The sequence below is a fragment of the [Empedobacter] haloabium genome, assembly GCA_008011715.2.
Taxonomy (GTDB): Bacteria; Pseudomonadota; Gammaproteobacteria; order Burkholderiales; family Burkholderiaceae_D; genus Rugamonas; species Rugamonas haloabia.
In genome coordinates this window covers 1,967,368-1,982,704 of sequence record CP136508.1, presented here as the reverse complement: position 1 = coordinate 1,982,704, position 15,337 = coordinate 1,967,368, and the positions used below count along the sequence as shown (strand labels likewise).

Annotated in this window: 14 protein-coding genes; 6 read left to right on the top strand and 8 right to left on the bottom strand. The window is 70.5% G+C overall.

Annotated elements, in window-relative coordinates; all coding sequences use genetic code 11:
- Nucleotides 1–93: 93 nt before the first annotated feature.
- From phbB to E7V67_008625, 4 genes are all read left to right on the top strand, one after another.
- Complete coding sequence (gene phbB, locus E7V67_008640) at nucleotides 94–816, top strand: acetoacetyl-CoA reductase (protein ID WUR15157.1); 723 nt, start codon at nucleotides 94–96, stop codon at nucleotides 814–816.
- Between the two features lie 132 nt (nucleotides 817–948).
- The gene (locus tag E7V67_008635; GenBank protein WUR15156.1) at nucleotides 949–1,779 is read left to right on the top strand and encodes a universal stress protein; all 831 of its coding nucleotides are present in this window, start codon (nucleotides 949–951) and stop codon (nucleotides 1,777–1,779) included.
- Between the two features lie 27 nt (nucleotides 1,780–1,806).
- Nucleotides 1,807–3,594 (top strand): alpha/beta fold hydrolase, encoded by a 1,788-nt coding sequence (locus tag E7V67_008630; protein WUR15155.1) that lies wholly within the window; start codon nucleotides 1,807–1,809, stop codon nucleotides 3,592–3,594.
- Nucleotides 3,591–6,125, top strand: coding sequence for a cation-translocating P-type ATPase (locus E7V67_008625; protein ID WUR15154.1), 2,535 nt, complete (start codon nucleotides 3,591–3,593; stop codon nucleotides 6,123–6,125). Before E7V67_008630 ends, E7V67_008625 begins: the two co-directional genes overlap by 4 nt.
- Here the strand turns inward: E7V67_008625 and E7V67_008620 are convergent.
- The 6 genes from E7V67_008620 to E7V67_008595 all read right to left on the bottom strand — a co-directional run bounded on the left by E7V67_008620 (nucleotide 6,103) and on the right by E7V67_008595 (nucleotide 12,132).
- Nucleotides 6,103–7,146, bottom strand: a complete 1,044-nt coding sequence (locus E7V67_008620; protein WUR15153.1) for a zinc-dependent alcohol dehydrogenase family protein — start codon at nucleotides 7,144–7,146, stop codon at nucleotides 6,103–6,105. The two genes, E7V67_008625 and E7V67_008620, sit on opposite strands and share 23 nt — an antisense overlap.
- A gap of 58 nt (nucleotides 7,147–7,204) precedes the next feature.
- Entirely contained in the window at nucleotides 7,205–7,975 is a 771-nt protein-coding gene (locus E7V67_008615; GenBank protein WUR15152.1) for a helix-turn-helix domain-containing protein, read from the bottom strand.
- A 141-nt stretch (nucleotides 7,976–8,116) separates the two neighbouring features.
- Complete coding sequence (locus E7V67_008610; protein ID WUR15151.1) at nucleotides 8,117–8,755, bottom strand: response regulator transcription factor; 639 nt, start codon at nucleotides 8,753–8,755, stop codon at nucleotides 8,117–8,119.
- The gene (locus E7V67_008605) at nucleotides 8,748–10,220 is read right to left on the bottom strand and encodes a response regulator (protein ID WUR15150.1); all 1,473 of its coding nucleotides are present in this window, start codon (nucleotides 10,218–10,220) and stop codon (nucleotides 8,748–8,750) included. The genes E7V67_008610 and E7V67_008605 overlap by 8 nt, the downstream gene beginning before the upstream one ends.
- Complete coding sequence (locus E7V67_008600) at nucleotides 10,217–10,630, bottom strand: response regulator (GenBank protein WUR15149.1); 414 nt, start codon at nucleotides 10,628–10,630, stop codon at nucleotides 10,217–10,219. The genes E7V67_008605 and E7V67_008600 overlap by 4 nt, the downstream gene beginning before the upstream one ends.
- On the bottom strand, nucleotides 10,627–12,132 hold the full coding sequence (locus tag E7V67_008595) for a PAS domain S-box protein (GenBank protein WUR15148.1): 1,506 nt from the start codon (nucleotides 12,130–12,132) through the stop codon (nucleotides 10,627–10,629). The genes E7V67_008600 and E7V67_008595 overlap by 4 nt, the downstream gene beginning before the upstream one ends.
- Before the next feature lie 143 nt (nucleotides 12,133–12,275).
- On the opposite strand from E7V67_008595, the gene E7V67_008590 reads away from it, so the two are divergent.
- Entirely contained in the window at nucleotides 12,276–12,659 is a 384-nt protein-coding gene (locus E7V67_008590; protein WUR15147.1) for a TraR/DksA C4-type zinc finger protein, read from the top strand.
- A gap of 24 nt (nucleotides 12,660–12,683) precedes the next feature.
- Nucleotides 12,684–13,523, top strand: coding sequence for a universal stress protein (locus E7V67_008585; protein ID WUR15146.1), 840 nt, complete (start codon nucleotides 12,684–12,686; stop codon nucleotides 13,521–13,523).
- A gap of 6 nt (nucleotides 13,524–13,529) precedes the next feature.
- Here the strand turns inward: E7V67_008585 and E7V67_008580 are convergent, their stop codons facing one another.
- The gene (locus E7V67_008580; protein ID WUR15145.1) at nucleotides 13,530–14,120 is read right to left on the bottom strand and encodes an NAD(P)H-dependent oxidoreductase; all 591 of its coding nucleotides are present in this window, start codon (nucleotides 14,118–14,120) and stop codon (nucleotides 13,530–13,532) included.
- 92 nt (nucleotides 14,121–14,212) lie between these two features.
- The gene (locus E7V67_008575) at nucleotides 14,213–15,337 is read right to left on the bottom strand and encodes an ABC transporter permease (GenBank protein WUR15144.1); all 1,125 of its coding nucleotides are present in this window, start codon (nucleotides 15,335–15,337) and stop codon (nucleotides 14,213–14,215) included.

Here is a 15,337-nt window from a genome sequence, read left to right as displayed (position 1 = left end):
TTTTCCCGCCGGGCGCGCGGCCGGCTGGCCGCCGCGCCCGTATGCTGGCCATGACGGCGGCAATCGAGCCCCGCACTGGACAAGGAGGAATCCATGAGCAAGGTCGCATTGGTGACAGGAGGCACGCGCGGGCTGGGCGCGGCGATTTCGGTGGCATTGCAGCAGGCCGGCCATCGGGTCGCGGCCACGTATCACAGCAACGAAGCGGCGGCTGCCGAGTTCGCGCAGCAGCACGGCATCCGCGTGCTGCGCTGGGACGTGGCCGACCAGGCGGCGTGCCAGCGCGGCGTGGCGCGCGTCGTCGAGCAACTGGGCGCGGTGGATATCCTTGTCAACAATGCCGGCATCACGCGCGACGGCCCGCTGCACCGCATGAGCCAGGAGCAATGGCAGGACGTCATCCACACCAACCTGGACTCGATGTTCAACATGACGCGAGCCGTCATCGAAGGCATGCGCACGCGCGGTTACGGACGCATCGTCAACCTGTCCTCGGTCAACGGGCGCCGGGGCCAGGCCGGCCAGGTCAACTATGCGGCGGCCAAGGCCGGCGTGATCGGCTTCACCAGGGCGCTCGCACTGGAAAACGCGCGGCGCGGCATCACCGTCAATGCGGTCGCGCCCGGCTACTGCGACACGGCGATGGTCGCCGCGGTACGGCCGGACGTGCTGGAGCAGATCGTGGCCGGCATACCGCTCGGCCGGCTCGGCCGGCCCGAGGAGGTCGCGCGCGTCTGCGCCTTCCTGGCCGACGAGGCCTCCGGCTACATCACCGGTGCGACGATCGACGTCAACGGCGGGCTGTATCCGGGCTGACACGGCTTCTTTGCAGGCTACTTGACCCAGGTCAAACGCAAGCGCAGACGCGCGTCAACGCGGTTCGTACACTGGCCCTGCAGACCCACCAACCCCGGCGCCGCCACGCGGCGCCCGATCAAGGAGCACACCATGTACAAGACCATCGTGGTCCACGTCGACGACAAGCCGCAGATGCGTTCCCGCCTGGCGGTGGCGGCCGGCCTTGCCACCCGTTATGAAGCCCATCTGGTCGGCAGCGCCGTGACCGGCATCAGCCGCGGCAACTACTTACTGCTCGGCACTTCGCCGATGGCGGCACTGCCGGACAGCGACTTCGACCGGCTGGTCGAACACGGCCAGGCCCAGCTGACGGCGTTCACGCGCGAGGTCGAGCGGCTCGGCATCGCCTCCTGGGAGCAGCGCCTGATCGAGGACGACGCCGGCCATGCGCTGCTGCTCGAGGCACGCTATGCCGACCTGATCGTCGTCAGCCGCGCCGCGCCGACCCGCCTGCACCTGGGCGCCAGCCTGCCGGAATTCGTGGCCTTGCACGGCACCCGTCCCGTCCTCGTGGTGCCGGAAGACTATCCCGGCGACGCGGCCGGTGGCACCGTGGTGGTGGCCTGGAACGGCAGCATGGAGGCGACCCGCGCCGTGACCGGCGCTCTGCCCCTGCTGCGCTCGGCGCGCGCCGTCAAGGTCGCGCTGATCAATCCGGACGAGACGGACGGCCTGTACGGCGAACAGCCGGGCGCCGACCTGGCCACGTGGCTGGCGCGCCATGGGGTCGAGGTGGAGGTCGTATGCGAGCGCAGCGAAGTTGGCGCCGCGCCGGCGTTGCTCGGCCTGGCCCGCGAAATCGGCGCGGACCTGCTGGTGGCGGGCGCCTACGGCCACAGCCGCTATCGCGAATGGATCGCCGGCGGCGCCACCCGCGACCTGCTCGCCGGCACGACCATGCCGCTGCTGCTGGCGCATTGAAGCGCCCGCCATCATAAGGAACACCGCATGACCCGCGCCCCTCTCACCGCCGTTTGCGCCTACCAGCCCGAAGGCAGCGCCTGGCAGGGCGGCGCGCTGCACGACGCCCCGCAACAGGGCACCGACAGCGCCGCCGCCGACCTGCTGCTGAACGCCCTGCTGGCACGCATGACCGGCTCGGTCTCGCCGGCGGCATTGGCCACCGCCTGGTTCGACTGGGCCAGCCATTTGCTGCTGGCCCCATCGAAACAGCAGGAACTGGCGCTGCACGGCGCCACCAGCCTGGCGCGCTGGTGGCGCTACGCGGCCGCGGCCGCCCAGCCGCATCTCGACCCGTCGCACGTGATCGAACCGCTGGCGCAGGATCGCCGCTTCACCGATCCGGCCTGGCAACGCTGGCCCTATAACGTGCTGTCGCAAGGCTTCCTGCTGCAGCAGCAGTGGTGGCACCACGCCACGATGGGGGTGCGCGGCGTGTCGCGCCACCACAGCGAGGTCGTTACCTTCGTGACCCGCCAGCTGCTCGATTGCGTGGCGCCGTCCAACTTCCCGGCGACCAACCCGGTGGTGCAGGGTGCGACGCTGGCCGCCGGCGGCTCCAACCTGGTCGCCGGCGCGATCCGCGCCGCCACCGACTGGGCCGCGGCCAGCGGCGCGGTGCGGCCCGAAAGCCGTTACCTGCCGGGCCGCGACGTGGCGGTGACGCCCGGCCAGGTGGTGCTGCGCAACGACCTGATCGAACTGCTGCGCTACGACCCCGTGACGCCACAGGTGCACGCGCAGCCGCTGCTGATCGTGCCGGCATGGATCATGAAGTATTACATCCTCGACCTGTCGCCGCATAATTCGCTGGTGCGCTACCTGGTCGACCAGGGCCACACGGTCTTCATGATCTCGTGGAAGAACCCGACCGCCAGCGACCGCGAGCTCGGCATGGAAGACTACCGCAAGCTCGGCGTGATGGCCGCGCTCGACACGATCTGCGCCCAGAACGGGGCGGCCCGGGTCAATGCCTGCGGCTACTGCCTGGGCGGCACGCTGCTGTCGATCGCCGCGGCGGCCATGGCGCGCGACGGCGACGAACGCCTGGCCAGCATCACCCTGCTCGCGGCCCAGGTCGACTTCACCGAGCCCGGCGAGCTCTCCTTGTTCATCGACGAGAGCGAAGTCAGCTACCTGGAAGCGGCGATGTGGAGCCAGGGCTACCTGGACACGCGCCAGATGGCCGGTGCCTTCCAGCTGCTGCGCTCGAACGACCTGATCTGGTCGCGCCGGCTCAAGCAATACCTGCTGAACCTGCCGGACCGCGACTCCGACCTGATCGCGTGGAACGCGGACGCCACCCGCATGCCCTACCGCATGCACACGCAATACCTGCGCCAGCTGTTCCTGAACAACGACCTGGCGCATGGCCGCTACCTGGTCGGCGGCCGTCCGGTCGCGTTGACGGACATCGAAGTGCCCGTGTTCGCCGTCGGCACGCTGACCGACCACGTGGCGCCGTGGCGCTCGGTGTACAAGATCGTGCTGCTGGCCGATACCGACGTGACCTTCCTGCTGACCTCGGGCGGACACAACGTGGGCGTGGTGGCGCCGCCGGACAGCAGCAACCGCAGTTACCAGGTCGCCACGCACCGGCACGACACCGCCTTTATCGATGCCGAACGCTGGCACGCCTGCGTCCCCGTCGAGCAGGGTTCCTGGTGGCCGGCGTGGGAGACCTGGCTGGCCCGGCAGGCCGGTCCGCTGGTGGCCGCGCCACCGCTCCCGGTGGGCCTGGAGCCCGCTCCCGGCCGCTACGTGCTGCAGACATGAGCGGCGGCGCGGCCGATCGGGACGGCTTGTCCGCCGCGGAGGCAGCACGGCGGCTGGCGCGCGACGGACCGAATGCGCTGCCCGAACGGGAGGCGCGCACCGCCTGGAAGATCGCGGCCGACGCCGCGCGCGAACCGATGTTCCTGCTGCTGTGCGGCGCCGCCCTGCTGTACCTGCTGCTGGGGGAGCCGCTGGAAGGCGGCTTCCTGATGCTGATGGTGGCCGCCACCGTTGGCATGACCTTGTACCAGGAAGGCAAGACCGAGCGTGCCCTGCAGGCCCTGCGCGAACTGGGCAGCCCGCTCGCGCTGGTGCTGCGCGACGGCAGCCAGCAGCGCATCCCGGCGCGCGACCTGGTGGCAGGCGACATCATCCTGCTGGCCGAAGGCGCCCGCGTGCCCGCCGATGCCCTGCTGCTGTCCTGCCACGGCATCATGGCCGACGAGTCGCTGCTGTCGGGCGAATCCGTACCGGTCCGCAAGGCGGTCGCGCCGGACCTGCCCGGCCCGGCGCGACCAGGTGGCGACGACCAGCCCTGGGTCTACTCCGGCACTCTGGTCGTGCAGGGCCAGGGCCGTGCCCGCGTCACCGCGACCGGTGCGCGCAGCGAAATCGGCCGCATCGGCACCTCGCTGGGCGCGGTGCGGCGCCCGCCATCGCCGCTGCAGCGCCAGAGTGCCCTGCTGGCCAAGCGCTTCGCCCTGATCGGGCTGGTCACCAGCGCGCTGCTGGTCCTGCTGGTGGGCTGGCGCGACGGCAACTGGCTGCAGGCCCTGCTGGCCGGCGTCGCCCTGGCCATCTCCGTGCTGCCCGAGGAATTCACGGTGGTGCTGACGGTGTTCCCGGCACTGGGTGCGTGGCGACTGGCGCGCAGCCATGTGCTGACGCGCCGGCTGGCGGCGATCGAGACGCTGGGCGCCACCTCGGTCCTGTGCGTCGACAAGACCGGCACGCTGACGGAAAACCGCATGGCACTGCGGCGCCTGTGGTGCGCCGGCAGCGCCGCCGCACCCGCGCCGGGCCTGCCGGCGGCGCTGGCCGAGGTGCTGCGCGTGGCCCTGCTGGCCACGCCGCAACGTTCGCACGACCCGCTCGAACACGCCCTGCAGCGCCATGCGGCACTGGCACCGCCAGCAGCGCCGGGTGCGCTGCTGGTGCACGAATACGGGCTGAGCTCGAACCGGCGCGCACTGATGCAGGCATGGCAGCCGCCCGAGGGCGGCGCGGCGCTGCTGGCCGCCAAGGGCGCGCCGGAAACGGTCATCGCCTTGTGCCACGCGCCGCCGGCCGTGCGCGGCGCCGCGCTGGCGGCCGCCGCCGCCATGGCGGCCGAAGGGCTGCGCGTGCTGGCTGTCGCGCAGGCCCGTCACGCCGGCCCCTGGCCCGAGGATCCGGCCGGCTTGCCATTCGAACTGGTGGGCCTGTGCGCGCTGGAGGACCCGCTGCGGCCGGAAATCCCCGCCGCCATGGCGGCCTGCGCCGCCGCCGGGCTGCGCGTGGTGATGATCACGGGCGACCATCCCGACACGGCGGCGGCGATCGCCGGCCAGGCCGGCCTGGATGCGCGCGCCGTTGCCACGGGTCCGGAGCTGGAACTGGGCGATCCGGCCGCGCTGGCCGAACGGCTGGCCGGGGTGGCCGTGTGCGCGCGCATCGTGCCGGAACAGAAGCTGGCGATCGTGCAGGCGCTGCAGCGCGGCGGTGCCGTGGTGGCGATGACCGGCGACGGCGTCAACGACGCGCCGGCGCTCAGGGCGGCCGATGTCGGCATCGCGATGGGCCTGCGCGGCACCGACGTTGCCCGCGAAGCCGCCGAACTGACGCTGCTGGACGACCGCTTCACCTCCATCGTCGAGGCGATCGCGGCTGGCCGCCGCATCTTCGCCAACATGCGCAAGGCGATGGCCTACGTCGCGGCCATCCACGTGCCGATCGCCGGCATGGCCCTGCTGCCCGCGCTGTTCGGCTGGCCGGTGCTGCTGTACCCGCTGCACATCGTGTTCCTGGAGCTGGTGATCGATCCGGCCTGCGCCCTGGTGTTCGAGAACGAACCGGCCGAACCCGACGCCATGCGCAAGCCGCCGCGCGCGCGCTCGAGCCAGCTGTTCGGCGGGCGCGCCATCGGCCATGCCTTGCTGGAAGGGCTGGGCGTATTGGTCATGGTCGCGGCGGCCTATGCCTACGCGGTAACGCACCTGCCGGAGGCCGAGGCGCGCGCGTTCGGCTTTGCCGCGCTGGTGCTGGCCAACCTGGCGCTGCTGCTGTCGAACCGGGCCCGCGACGGCAGCGTGCTGGCGGCGCTGAAGGTCGCCAATCCGGTGTTCTGGGCCATTGCCGGCACGGCGCTGGCGATGCTGCTGGTGGTGCTGTACGTGCCCGCGGCTGCCGCCTTGTTCCGCTTCGCGGCACCGGCGCCCGCGACGCTGGCGATGGCGGGCGCGATCGGCCTTGCCACGGTGGCGGCCCTGGAGCTGTTCAAGCTGGCCACGGCACGCCGCCAGCCCGGCATCAGGGCGCCGCAACCTCGATGACGACTTTCAGGGCGCTGGTATCGGCGGCGCGGGCAAACGTATCGTAGGCGTCCATCACGCGCGCCAGCGGGAAGCGGTGCGTGATCAGCTGCGCCGCATCGAGGCGCCCCGCCCCCACGGCCTGCATCAGCTGCGGGATCGTCACGGTGTCGACCAGCCGCGTCGTGATCGTGATGTTGTGCGACCACAGGCGCTCCAGGTGCAGGTCGCATTTCTCGCCATGCACGCCGATATTGGCGATCGTCCCGCCCGGCGCCACCAGTTCCTCGCACAACTCGAACGTGGCCGGGATGCCGACGGCCTCGATGACGGTATCGGCGCCCAGGCCGCCGGTCAGCGCCATCACGCGCGCCACCGTGTCGGCGCCGGCCCGCACGACGGCGGTGGCGCCGAAGCGCGACGCCAGCGCCAGCCGGTGCTCGTCCAGGTCGATCATGACGATCGAGGCCGGCGTGAAGAACTGCGCCGTCAGCAGCGCCGCCAGGCCGATCGGACCGGCGCCCACGATCGCAACGCTGGTCCCGGGGGCGATCTTGCCGTTCAGGACACCGCACTCGTAGCCGGTGGGCAGGATATCGGAGAGCATCACCAGCGCTTCCTCGTCCGCGCCGGCGGGAATCCGGTGCAGGCTGGTGTCGGCATGGGGGATGCGTACGTACTCTGCCTGGGTGCCGTCGATGCGGTGCCCCAGCAGCCAGCCGCCGTCGGCGCAGTGCGAATACATCGCCTTGCGACACCAGGCGCAGCGGCCGCACGCCGTGATGCACGAGATCAGCACGTGGTCGCCCGGACGCAGGCCCGACACCGCCGGGCCGACCGCGTCCACGATGCCGACGCCTTCGTGCCCCAGCGTCGTGCCCGGCGCGACCTCCGGAACGTCGCCCTTCAAGATGTGCAGGTCGGTGCCGCAGATGGTGGTGCGGGTCACGCGCACGATGGCGTCGCCCGGCTGTTGCAGCGTCGGCCGCGCCCGTTCCTCCAGGCCCTTGCGGCCCGGGCCACGATAAACCAGTGCTTGCATGACGGCTCCTTGCCCGGTGGGGCGTAAAGTGAGTGAAGTGGATCGGTGGCGGCGCGCTTCAGGCCGCGCGGGCATCGTGCGGCTGGTCCGGCTGCAGGCCCTCGGCGATCGCCACCAGTGCGTCGCGCCGGATCAGCTCGATGGCGCGCTTGTCCAGCGCGATCCAGCCGTGACGGCGGAAGGTCGCCAGTTGCCGGCTGATGCATTCGATCGTCAGTCCCAGGTACGCGCCCATGTCCTCGCGCGACATGCGCAACTGGAAGCTGCGCGACGAATAGCCGCGCGAGGCATAGCGCTCGCCCAGGTCGAGCAGGAAGGTGGCCAGGCGCTGGTCGGCGCGAATATTGCCGAGCATGCCCATGACGCCCTGCTCGCGCAGGATCTCGCGGCCGAGAATGCGGTGGAAGTGCGCCATCAGGCGCGGCATCTCGGCCAGCAGGTCCTGCAGCTTTTCATAGGAAATCTCACATACTTCGCTGTCCTCCAGCGCGATCACGGTGCTAGCGTGCTGGCCGGTGCCGATCGAATCGATGCCCAGCATGTCGCCCGCCATCTGGAAGCCGGTGATGTGCTCGACGCCGCGGCGGTCGCGCTGCACGCTCTTGAAGTGGCCGAAGCGCACGGCAAACAGCATGCCGCCGGTTGCGCCGGCACGGAACAGCACGTCATCGCGCAGCACGCGGCGGCGGCGGCCGATCAGCTGTTCGAGCCGGTTTACTTCGCCGTCGGACAGGCTTTCGGGCAGGCACAGCTCGCGAAAGGCGCACTGGGCGCAGCGCACGGCTGCCGGGCGGGACACGGGGGCTTCATTATGCAGGACGATGTGCATGCTGGGCTCGCAATATTGGTTCGTAAGCAATGCAACCAGTATCGCGCGCGGCGCTGCGCCGCAACATCGGGCAAGGCGGAAGGCTCGCGTAGGTGCAGGCCGACAAATCGCTGTCGGGGATCCCCTACACGGCTTGTCGGATCAGACGATGCCGTGCTCGATGGCGTAGCGCGTCATGTCGGCGTTGCTGGCCATGCCCATTTTTTCCAGGATGCGGGTACGGTAGGTCGTCACCGTATTGGGCGACAGGTGCAATAGCTCGCCGATGCGCACCAGCGATTCGCCGGCGGCGATCAGCTTGAACACTTCGAATTCGCGATTGGAAAGTTCCTCGTGCGTGGCGGTGCCGGCGCCGCCGCCGATCAGCGTGGCCAGCTTGTCCACCAGTGCCGGACTGATGTATTTGCCGCCGGCGGCGGCCTTGCGCACCGCCCCGGTCAGCACGGCGGTGGGAACGTCCTTGGTCAGGTAGCCGGCCGCACCCAGCTTCAGGGCACGGATCGCATAGATCTCCTCCGAGTACGTCGACAGCATCAGCACCGCCATGCGCGGCCAGTCGGCGCGCAAGGACTTCAGCAGGTCGAGGCCATTCTTGCCCGGCATCGTGATGTCGAGCAGCGCGACGTCGAAGGCGCGCGTGCGCAGCAGCTCGAGCGCTTCCTGCGCGTTGGCCGCCTCGCCCTGCACGTCGATGTCGTCGCAGGTGCCCAGCATCAGCCGCACGCCGCTGCGCGCGATGGTGTGGTCATCCACCAGCAGTACCGCGATCTTCTTATCCATTCAGTTCCTCCACCGGTACGCGCAGCAGCAGTTGGGTGCCCGCGCCCGCGCGGCGCGCGATCGTCACTTCACCGCCGTAGCGGCGCGCACGTTCCTGCATGCCCAGGATGCCCCAGGTGCCACGGCGATCGTCGCCGGCGTCGATGCCCTTGCCGTCGTCGTCCACGGCGACTTGCAGCATCGTGCCGGCCAACCGCACTTGCACGTCGATGCGGCCGGCGTGCGCATGCCGCACCACGTTGGTCAGCGCCTCCTGCACGATGCGGAACAGCATGATGCTGCATTCGCCGTCGGGTGCCAGCGCGGCCGCGTCGTCCTCGATCGCGCAGTGGCAGGCCAGGCCCGAGCGCTGCGCCACCTGGGCCGCATACCATTCAATGGCGGCCCAGATGCCCAACTGGTCCAGCACGCTGGGACGCAGGTCGGTGATGACGCGGCGTACCGTCTCGATGGCAGTCTGCGCCAGGCCGGCCGCATCGTCCAGCAGCGCCGCGCTGGATTCGCCCGTGCGGGCCCGCTCGGCCGCCACGGAGATATAGGCCTTGATGCCGGTCAGCAGGCCACCCAGTTCGTCGTGGATCTCGCGCGCGATGCGCTGGCGTTCCTGCTCCTTGATCGATTCCTGGTGGGCGGCCAGGCGGCGCAGCTCTCCATGGGAGCGCTCCAGCTCCTGCTCGGCGGCCTTGTTGGCCGTGATGTCGACCAGCAGGCCCTGCATCAGCAAGGCCTGGCCGTCGTCCGCCAGCACCAGGTCGGCCTGGTCGCGGAACCACAGCACCCTGCCGTCGCGCGCCAGCAGCCGGTACTCGAGGCGCAGCGGCAGCCCCGCGACGCGGCTGGCATGGATGGCCTGCAGCAAGGCGGCGCGCTCCTGCGGCAGCATGCGTTCGCCGTGCAGGGCGGGATCGGCCAGCCACTCCTCGGCCGTATAGCCGAGCATGCGGATCTGCGGACTGATGTACTGCAGCCGGTCCGGCGCCGCCAGGGCCACGACATAGCTGATCGCGTGGACCTGCTCGACCAGGGTACGGAAGCGCGCCTCGATGCGGCGCTGCTCGTCGATCAGCTTTTGCTCGCGCAGCAGGCGTTCCACCGCGCCCGGCAGCAGCTGCAGGTAGGCGCCCTCGACATCCTTGACGAGATACTCGCGCGCGCCGCGCCGGATCGACTCGGCCGCCACGGCAGCGCTGTCGGCGCCCGTCAGCATCAGTACCGGCGGCTGGCCCGGGCCCGGGCGCAAGTCGGCCAGCCGCGCCAGGAACTCCAGTCCGGTCAGGTCGGGCAGCCGGTAGTCCAGCAGGATGCAGTCGGGCGCGGCGCTGGCGGCGATCTCGAGGCCGGCCGTGCCGTTGTCCGCTTCCAGCAGCTCGAACGTGCCGCCGGCGGCGGCCAGCGTGCGGCGGCAGGCGATGCGATCGACCAGGTCGTCCTCGACCACCAGTATGCGGATCGGGCCGGCTTTCATGGCATTTCGCTGATGGTCCAGTACAGGTCGATCGAACGCATCATCTCGACGAAGCGGCGGTAATCGACCGGCTTGGCCATGTAGCCCGCCACGCCCAGGTCGAAGCTGCTGACCTTGTCCTGCTGCTCTTCCGACGTGGTCAGGACGATCACCGGGATGCGGCGCAGCGTCTCGTCGGCCTTGACATGCTGCAGGAATTCGATGCCGTTCATGATCGGCATGTTCAGGTCGAGCAGGATGATGCAGGGCGGCTCGCCTGCGCCGGCGCGCAGCAGGCGCAGCGCATCCTCGCCGTTTTCGGCCGTTACGACCGGGTTCGTCACATGGATCTCGCGCAGCGCGCGCCGGATCGTCATCACGTCGACCTGGTCGTCCTCGACCAGCAGGATCGGTCGGTTCGGTATCTTCATCGCAGGGTTGCTCCATGGGTGGGCGCCAGCTTCGGCAGCGTAAAGGAAAAGGTGGCGCCGGCGCCGGGCGCGGAAGCGACGCTGACGGTGCCGTGGTACATCTCGACGATCTTCTTCACCAGCGCCAGCCCGACACCCGTGCTTTCCACGCGGTCGCGCGGCGCCAGGGTCTGGAACAGCTGGAAGATGCGCTCGAAGTGACGCGGATCGATGCCGGGGCCGTTGTCCGTCACGGCAAAGCGCCAGTGCTCGCCCTCGTCCGCCCACGTCACGCGGATCCTGGCTTCGCCGGCCGGCTTGTCCATGTGCTTCAGCGCGTTCGAGATCAGGTTGTGGAACACCTGCCGGATGCGGGTGGGTTCGGCCATCACGACGGGCATGCCGGTCGCCACGTGCAGCGTGACACCGGGCGCGGGCGCCAGCAGGTCGATCACTTCGGCCAGCAGCCGGTCCAGATCCACCGCCGCCAGCGTTTCGCGCACCCGGCCGACGCGCGAATACTGCAGGATGCCGTCGATCAGCGCGCCCATCCGGTGTACCCGGTTGATCAGCAGGCGCATGTGCTCGCGGCCCTCGTCGTCGAACTTGTCGGCGTGGTCGGTGGCGATCCAGTCGGCCAGCGAGCCGATGCCGCGCAGCGGCGCCTTCAGGTCGTGCGAGACGACGTAGGCGAAACTGGTCAGCTCCTCGTTGGCGGCGGTCAGTTCCTGCAGCAGCCGGCGCGCCTCGTCCTCGGCCGCCTTGCGCGCGCTGATGTCGCGCACCAGGCCGGTGAACATGCGCGCGCCGCCGATCCACATCTCGCCGACCGCCAGCTCCATCGGGAACACGCTGCCGTCGCGGCGCAGGCCCTGCACCTCGCGGCCCTGGCCGATGACGCGCTGTTCGCCCGTGCGCAGGTAGTGGTCCAGGTAGCCATCGTGCCGCGCCCGGTGCGGCTCGGGCATCAGCAGCGAGACGTTGCGCCCGGCCACTTCCGCCTCGCGCCAGCCGAACATGCGTTCCGCCGCCGGGTTCAGGCGCTCCATGCGACCGCGCTGGTCGATCGTGATGATGGCGTCCACCGCGGTGTCGAAGATGGCGCGCATGCGCGCCTCGCTTTCCTGCAGCGCGTGCTCGGCGCGCTTGCGCTCGCTGATGTCGTGGATCGTGGCCAGCACCAGCGCCGCGCCGTCCGGGTCGCGCAGCGGCGACAGGCTTACCTCGACCGGGAACACGCTGCCGTCGGCCCGCCGCGCCTCGAGCGCCAGGCCGCCGCCCATCGGCCGCGGCCTTGGCCGGCCCATGTAGGCGTCGCGCAGGCGCGCATGGGCGGCACGCGTGCCCTCGGGCAGCAGGACCTCCAGCGCCTGTCCCGCCAGCGCATCGTGCGCGTGGCCGAACAGCGTGGCCAGCGCCTGGTTGGCGAGCACGATGCGGCCCCCGGCATCGCAGATCAGCATCGCATCGCTGGCCGCGTCGAGCAGCCAGCCCAGGCTGCGGGCGGCGACGGGTATGTTCAAGCGGGCTCCTTCCTTGGGACTGCCACACGGCGCGGCAGACAATATGATCGGTGCATTTTTGACTTCAGTCAAACCGGTTGGCTGACAGCACTGCCACGTCACAATACAGTGGGCACATGATGCAACGACAAACGGAGACCAGCATGGCACTCACCACCGCGCAGCGCGATGCCCTGTGCAGCGAACTGCGGCAGCGCCGCGACCTGATCGCCAGACAACTGCGCGAGCGCCTGCACGAAGGCGGCCAGGACGTTCCCGCCGGGCTGGCCGCCCACCTCGCCGACGGCGTCGACCCGAGCGAAGCCTATGAGGAAATGGCCGACGACCTGGCCTGGCTGGGCCACGAGACGAGTGGCCTGCGCCAGGTCGACGGCGCCTTGCACCGCATCGCCACGGGCCGCTACGGCACCTGTGTCCACTGCGGCGCCGCCATTCCCGCCGCACGCCTGCTGGCCGTGCCCACCGCCGACAGTTGCGTGGCGTGCCAGGAGTCCACCGAACGCGTACCGCACCGCCACCCCGGCTGACGCCGGCCCAACCAAGGAGCCATCATGTACAAGACCATCGTGCTGCACGTCGACGACGGCAGCCATTTCCTGGACCGCCTGCGCATCGCCGCGGCATTGGCCGAACGCCACGGCGCCCACCTGATCGGCAGCGCCGTCACCGGCAGCACCGCGCGCGACTATGCGATGGCTGCCGCCACGCCGTTCGGCGCCCTGCCGCTGGTCGACCTGAGCGAGCTGCGCGAGCGTGCCAGCGCGGCACTGGAACGCTTTACCGAAGAGGCGCGCCGCCTCGGCGTCGCGTCGCTGGAGACGCGCCTGATCGAGGAAGACGCCGAGCGCGCGCTCGTGCTGCAGTCGCCCTACGCCGACCTGATCGTGGTTGGCCAGGACAATGTCGGCGCCATCGGCACCTCAATCGTCAGCGGGGTGCCGGATTACGTGGCGCTGCACGGCACCCGGCCGGTGCTGGTGGTGCCGCACGGCAGCCAGAGCGCGGCCGTGGGCAACCGCATCGTGATCGGCTGGAACGCCAGCGCGGAAGCCAGCCGGGCGGTGCTCGCGGCGCTGCCGCTGTTGCGCCAGGCCGGCTTCGTACGCGTCGTCGTCATCGATCCGCAACCGCTGGGCATCCGCCACGGCGAGGAACCCGGTGCCGATCTCGCCACCTACCTGGCGCGCCACGGCATCGACGTGGAAGTGGCGGTCGAAACGGATGGCGCGCCGGACGTCGGCGACGCCCTGCTGGCCCACGCGCTGCGCCATGGCGCCGACCTGGTCGTGGCGGGCGCCTACGGCCACAGCCGCTTCCGCGAATGGGTGGCCGGCGGCACCACGCGCACCTTACTCGACAATGCGGTGCTGCCGGTCCTGCTGGCACACTGAACTGTCCTATTGCGCCTGCGCCCCCAGCCGGCGCAGGCGCGCGCACCAGCGCCGCACGCCTGCCTCGTCGAGCTGACCGGCCGTGCCCACCAGCGTGTGCCGCACCGGCGCGAAGCCGACGAAGCCGAGGATATTGCGCTCCAGCGACTTGACGCTGTGGGCCCGGTACACCCAGCGGTAGAACGCGGCCGGCATCCCCATCGTGACGATCACCCGCGCGCTCTTGCCCTTCAGCAGGCCGGCCCGCAGCGGGTTGCGGCTGTCCGGCGCCAGCGCGAAGCCGGGCCGCGCCACCTGCTCCAGGAAGCCCTTCAGCAGCGCCGGCATGTCGCCCAGCCAGAGCGGAAACACCAGTACAAGGTGATCGGCCTGCCCGAGCGCGGCCTGCGCTTGTGCCAGCCCGGGCGGCACGCCGCCGTGCTCCCACTCGGCGGCGCTGCGCAGCAGCGGGAACTCGAGCAGCGCCGGCGTCACCGTCGTGACGGTATGACCGGCGGCGGTGGCGCCGGCGGCATAGGCCGCGGCCAGCGCATGGCAGAGGTGGTCGCCGGCCGGGTCGGGATGGCCCTGCACCAGCAGGATGCGTCGCGCCGTCATGACCGCTCCCGCCACGCGCGAGCGCGCGCATGTGACAAGTCGTCCATCGTCATTTCGTTCTCCTCTCGGGTTATCACGGTCGAGCAGCTGCGCTACAGGCCGGTCGCCATCGCATGCCGGAACCGCGTCAGGGTCAGCACGAACAAGCCGGCGCCGATCGCGGCCAGCGCCACGCAGGGCCGCCACACCACCTCCAGGCCGGCACCGCGGTACAGCACCGCCTGCGCCAGCTCCACGTAATGCGTGGTGGGCGCCAGCAGCATCAGCTGGCGCACGGCGAACGGGATGCTCTCGCGCGGCGTGGTCGCGCCGGACAGCATTTCCAGCGGCAGCAGTACCAGGATCACCAGCAGGCCAAACTGCGGCATGCTGCGCGCCAGTGTGGCCATCAGCACGCCGAGCGAGGTCGTGGCGAACAGGTGCAGCGCGGTCCCGCACAGGAACAGCGCCACCGATCCTTCCACCGGCACGCCCAAGGCGCCGCGTACGACGAAGACCAGCGACAAGAGCGCGGCGAGCAGCACGACGGCCCCCATCGACCACACCTTGGCAAGCAGGATCTCGAGCGGCGTGACGGGCATGACCAGCAGGTGCTCGACGGTGCCGTGCTCGCGTTCGCGGATCAGCGCGGCCCCGGCCAGGATCACCGACACCATCGTGACGTTGTTGACCAGCTCCATGACGCCGCCGAACCAGCGCTCGGACAAGGCCGGGTTGAAGCGCGCGCGCAGCGCCAGCTCGACGGGCGCCGTCGGCGTGCCCCGGTAGCGCTGCAGGAACTCGGCGATCTCGCCCTGGGCGATCTGCTGGATATAGGCACTGCCGGTAAACGCCTGGCTCATGCGCGTGGCATCGACGTTGAGCTGCAGGGCGGGCTGGCGCCCGGCCAGCACATTGCGCTGGAAGCTGGCCGGGATCACCAGCACGAAGGTGTGGCGGCCGGCGTCCAGGGTGGCGTCGATGGCGTCGTGCGTCAGCAGCGCCGGCGGGTTGAACTGCGGCGGCGCGAATGCCTGGCGCAGCCGCAAGGACAGCTGCGACACGTCCTCGTCGACGATCGCCAGCGCCGCGTGCGTGAGCGTATCGGGCCGCGCCGTGGCGGCGATCCAGATCGCCACCGAGAACGTCCAGACGATCAGCGCCAGCATGATCGGATCGCGCCACAGGCTCCACAGCTCCTTGACGCCCAGGCGCAGCACGCGTTTGACGGCTTCCAT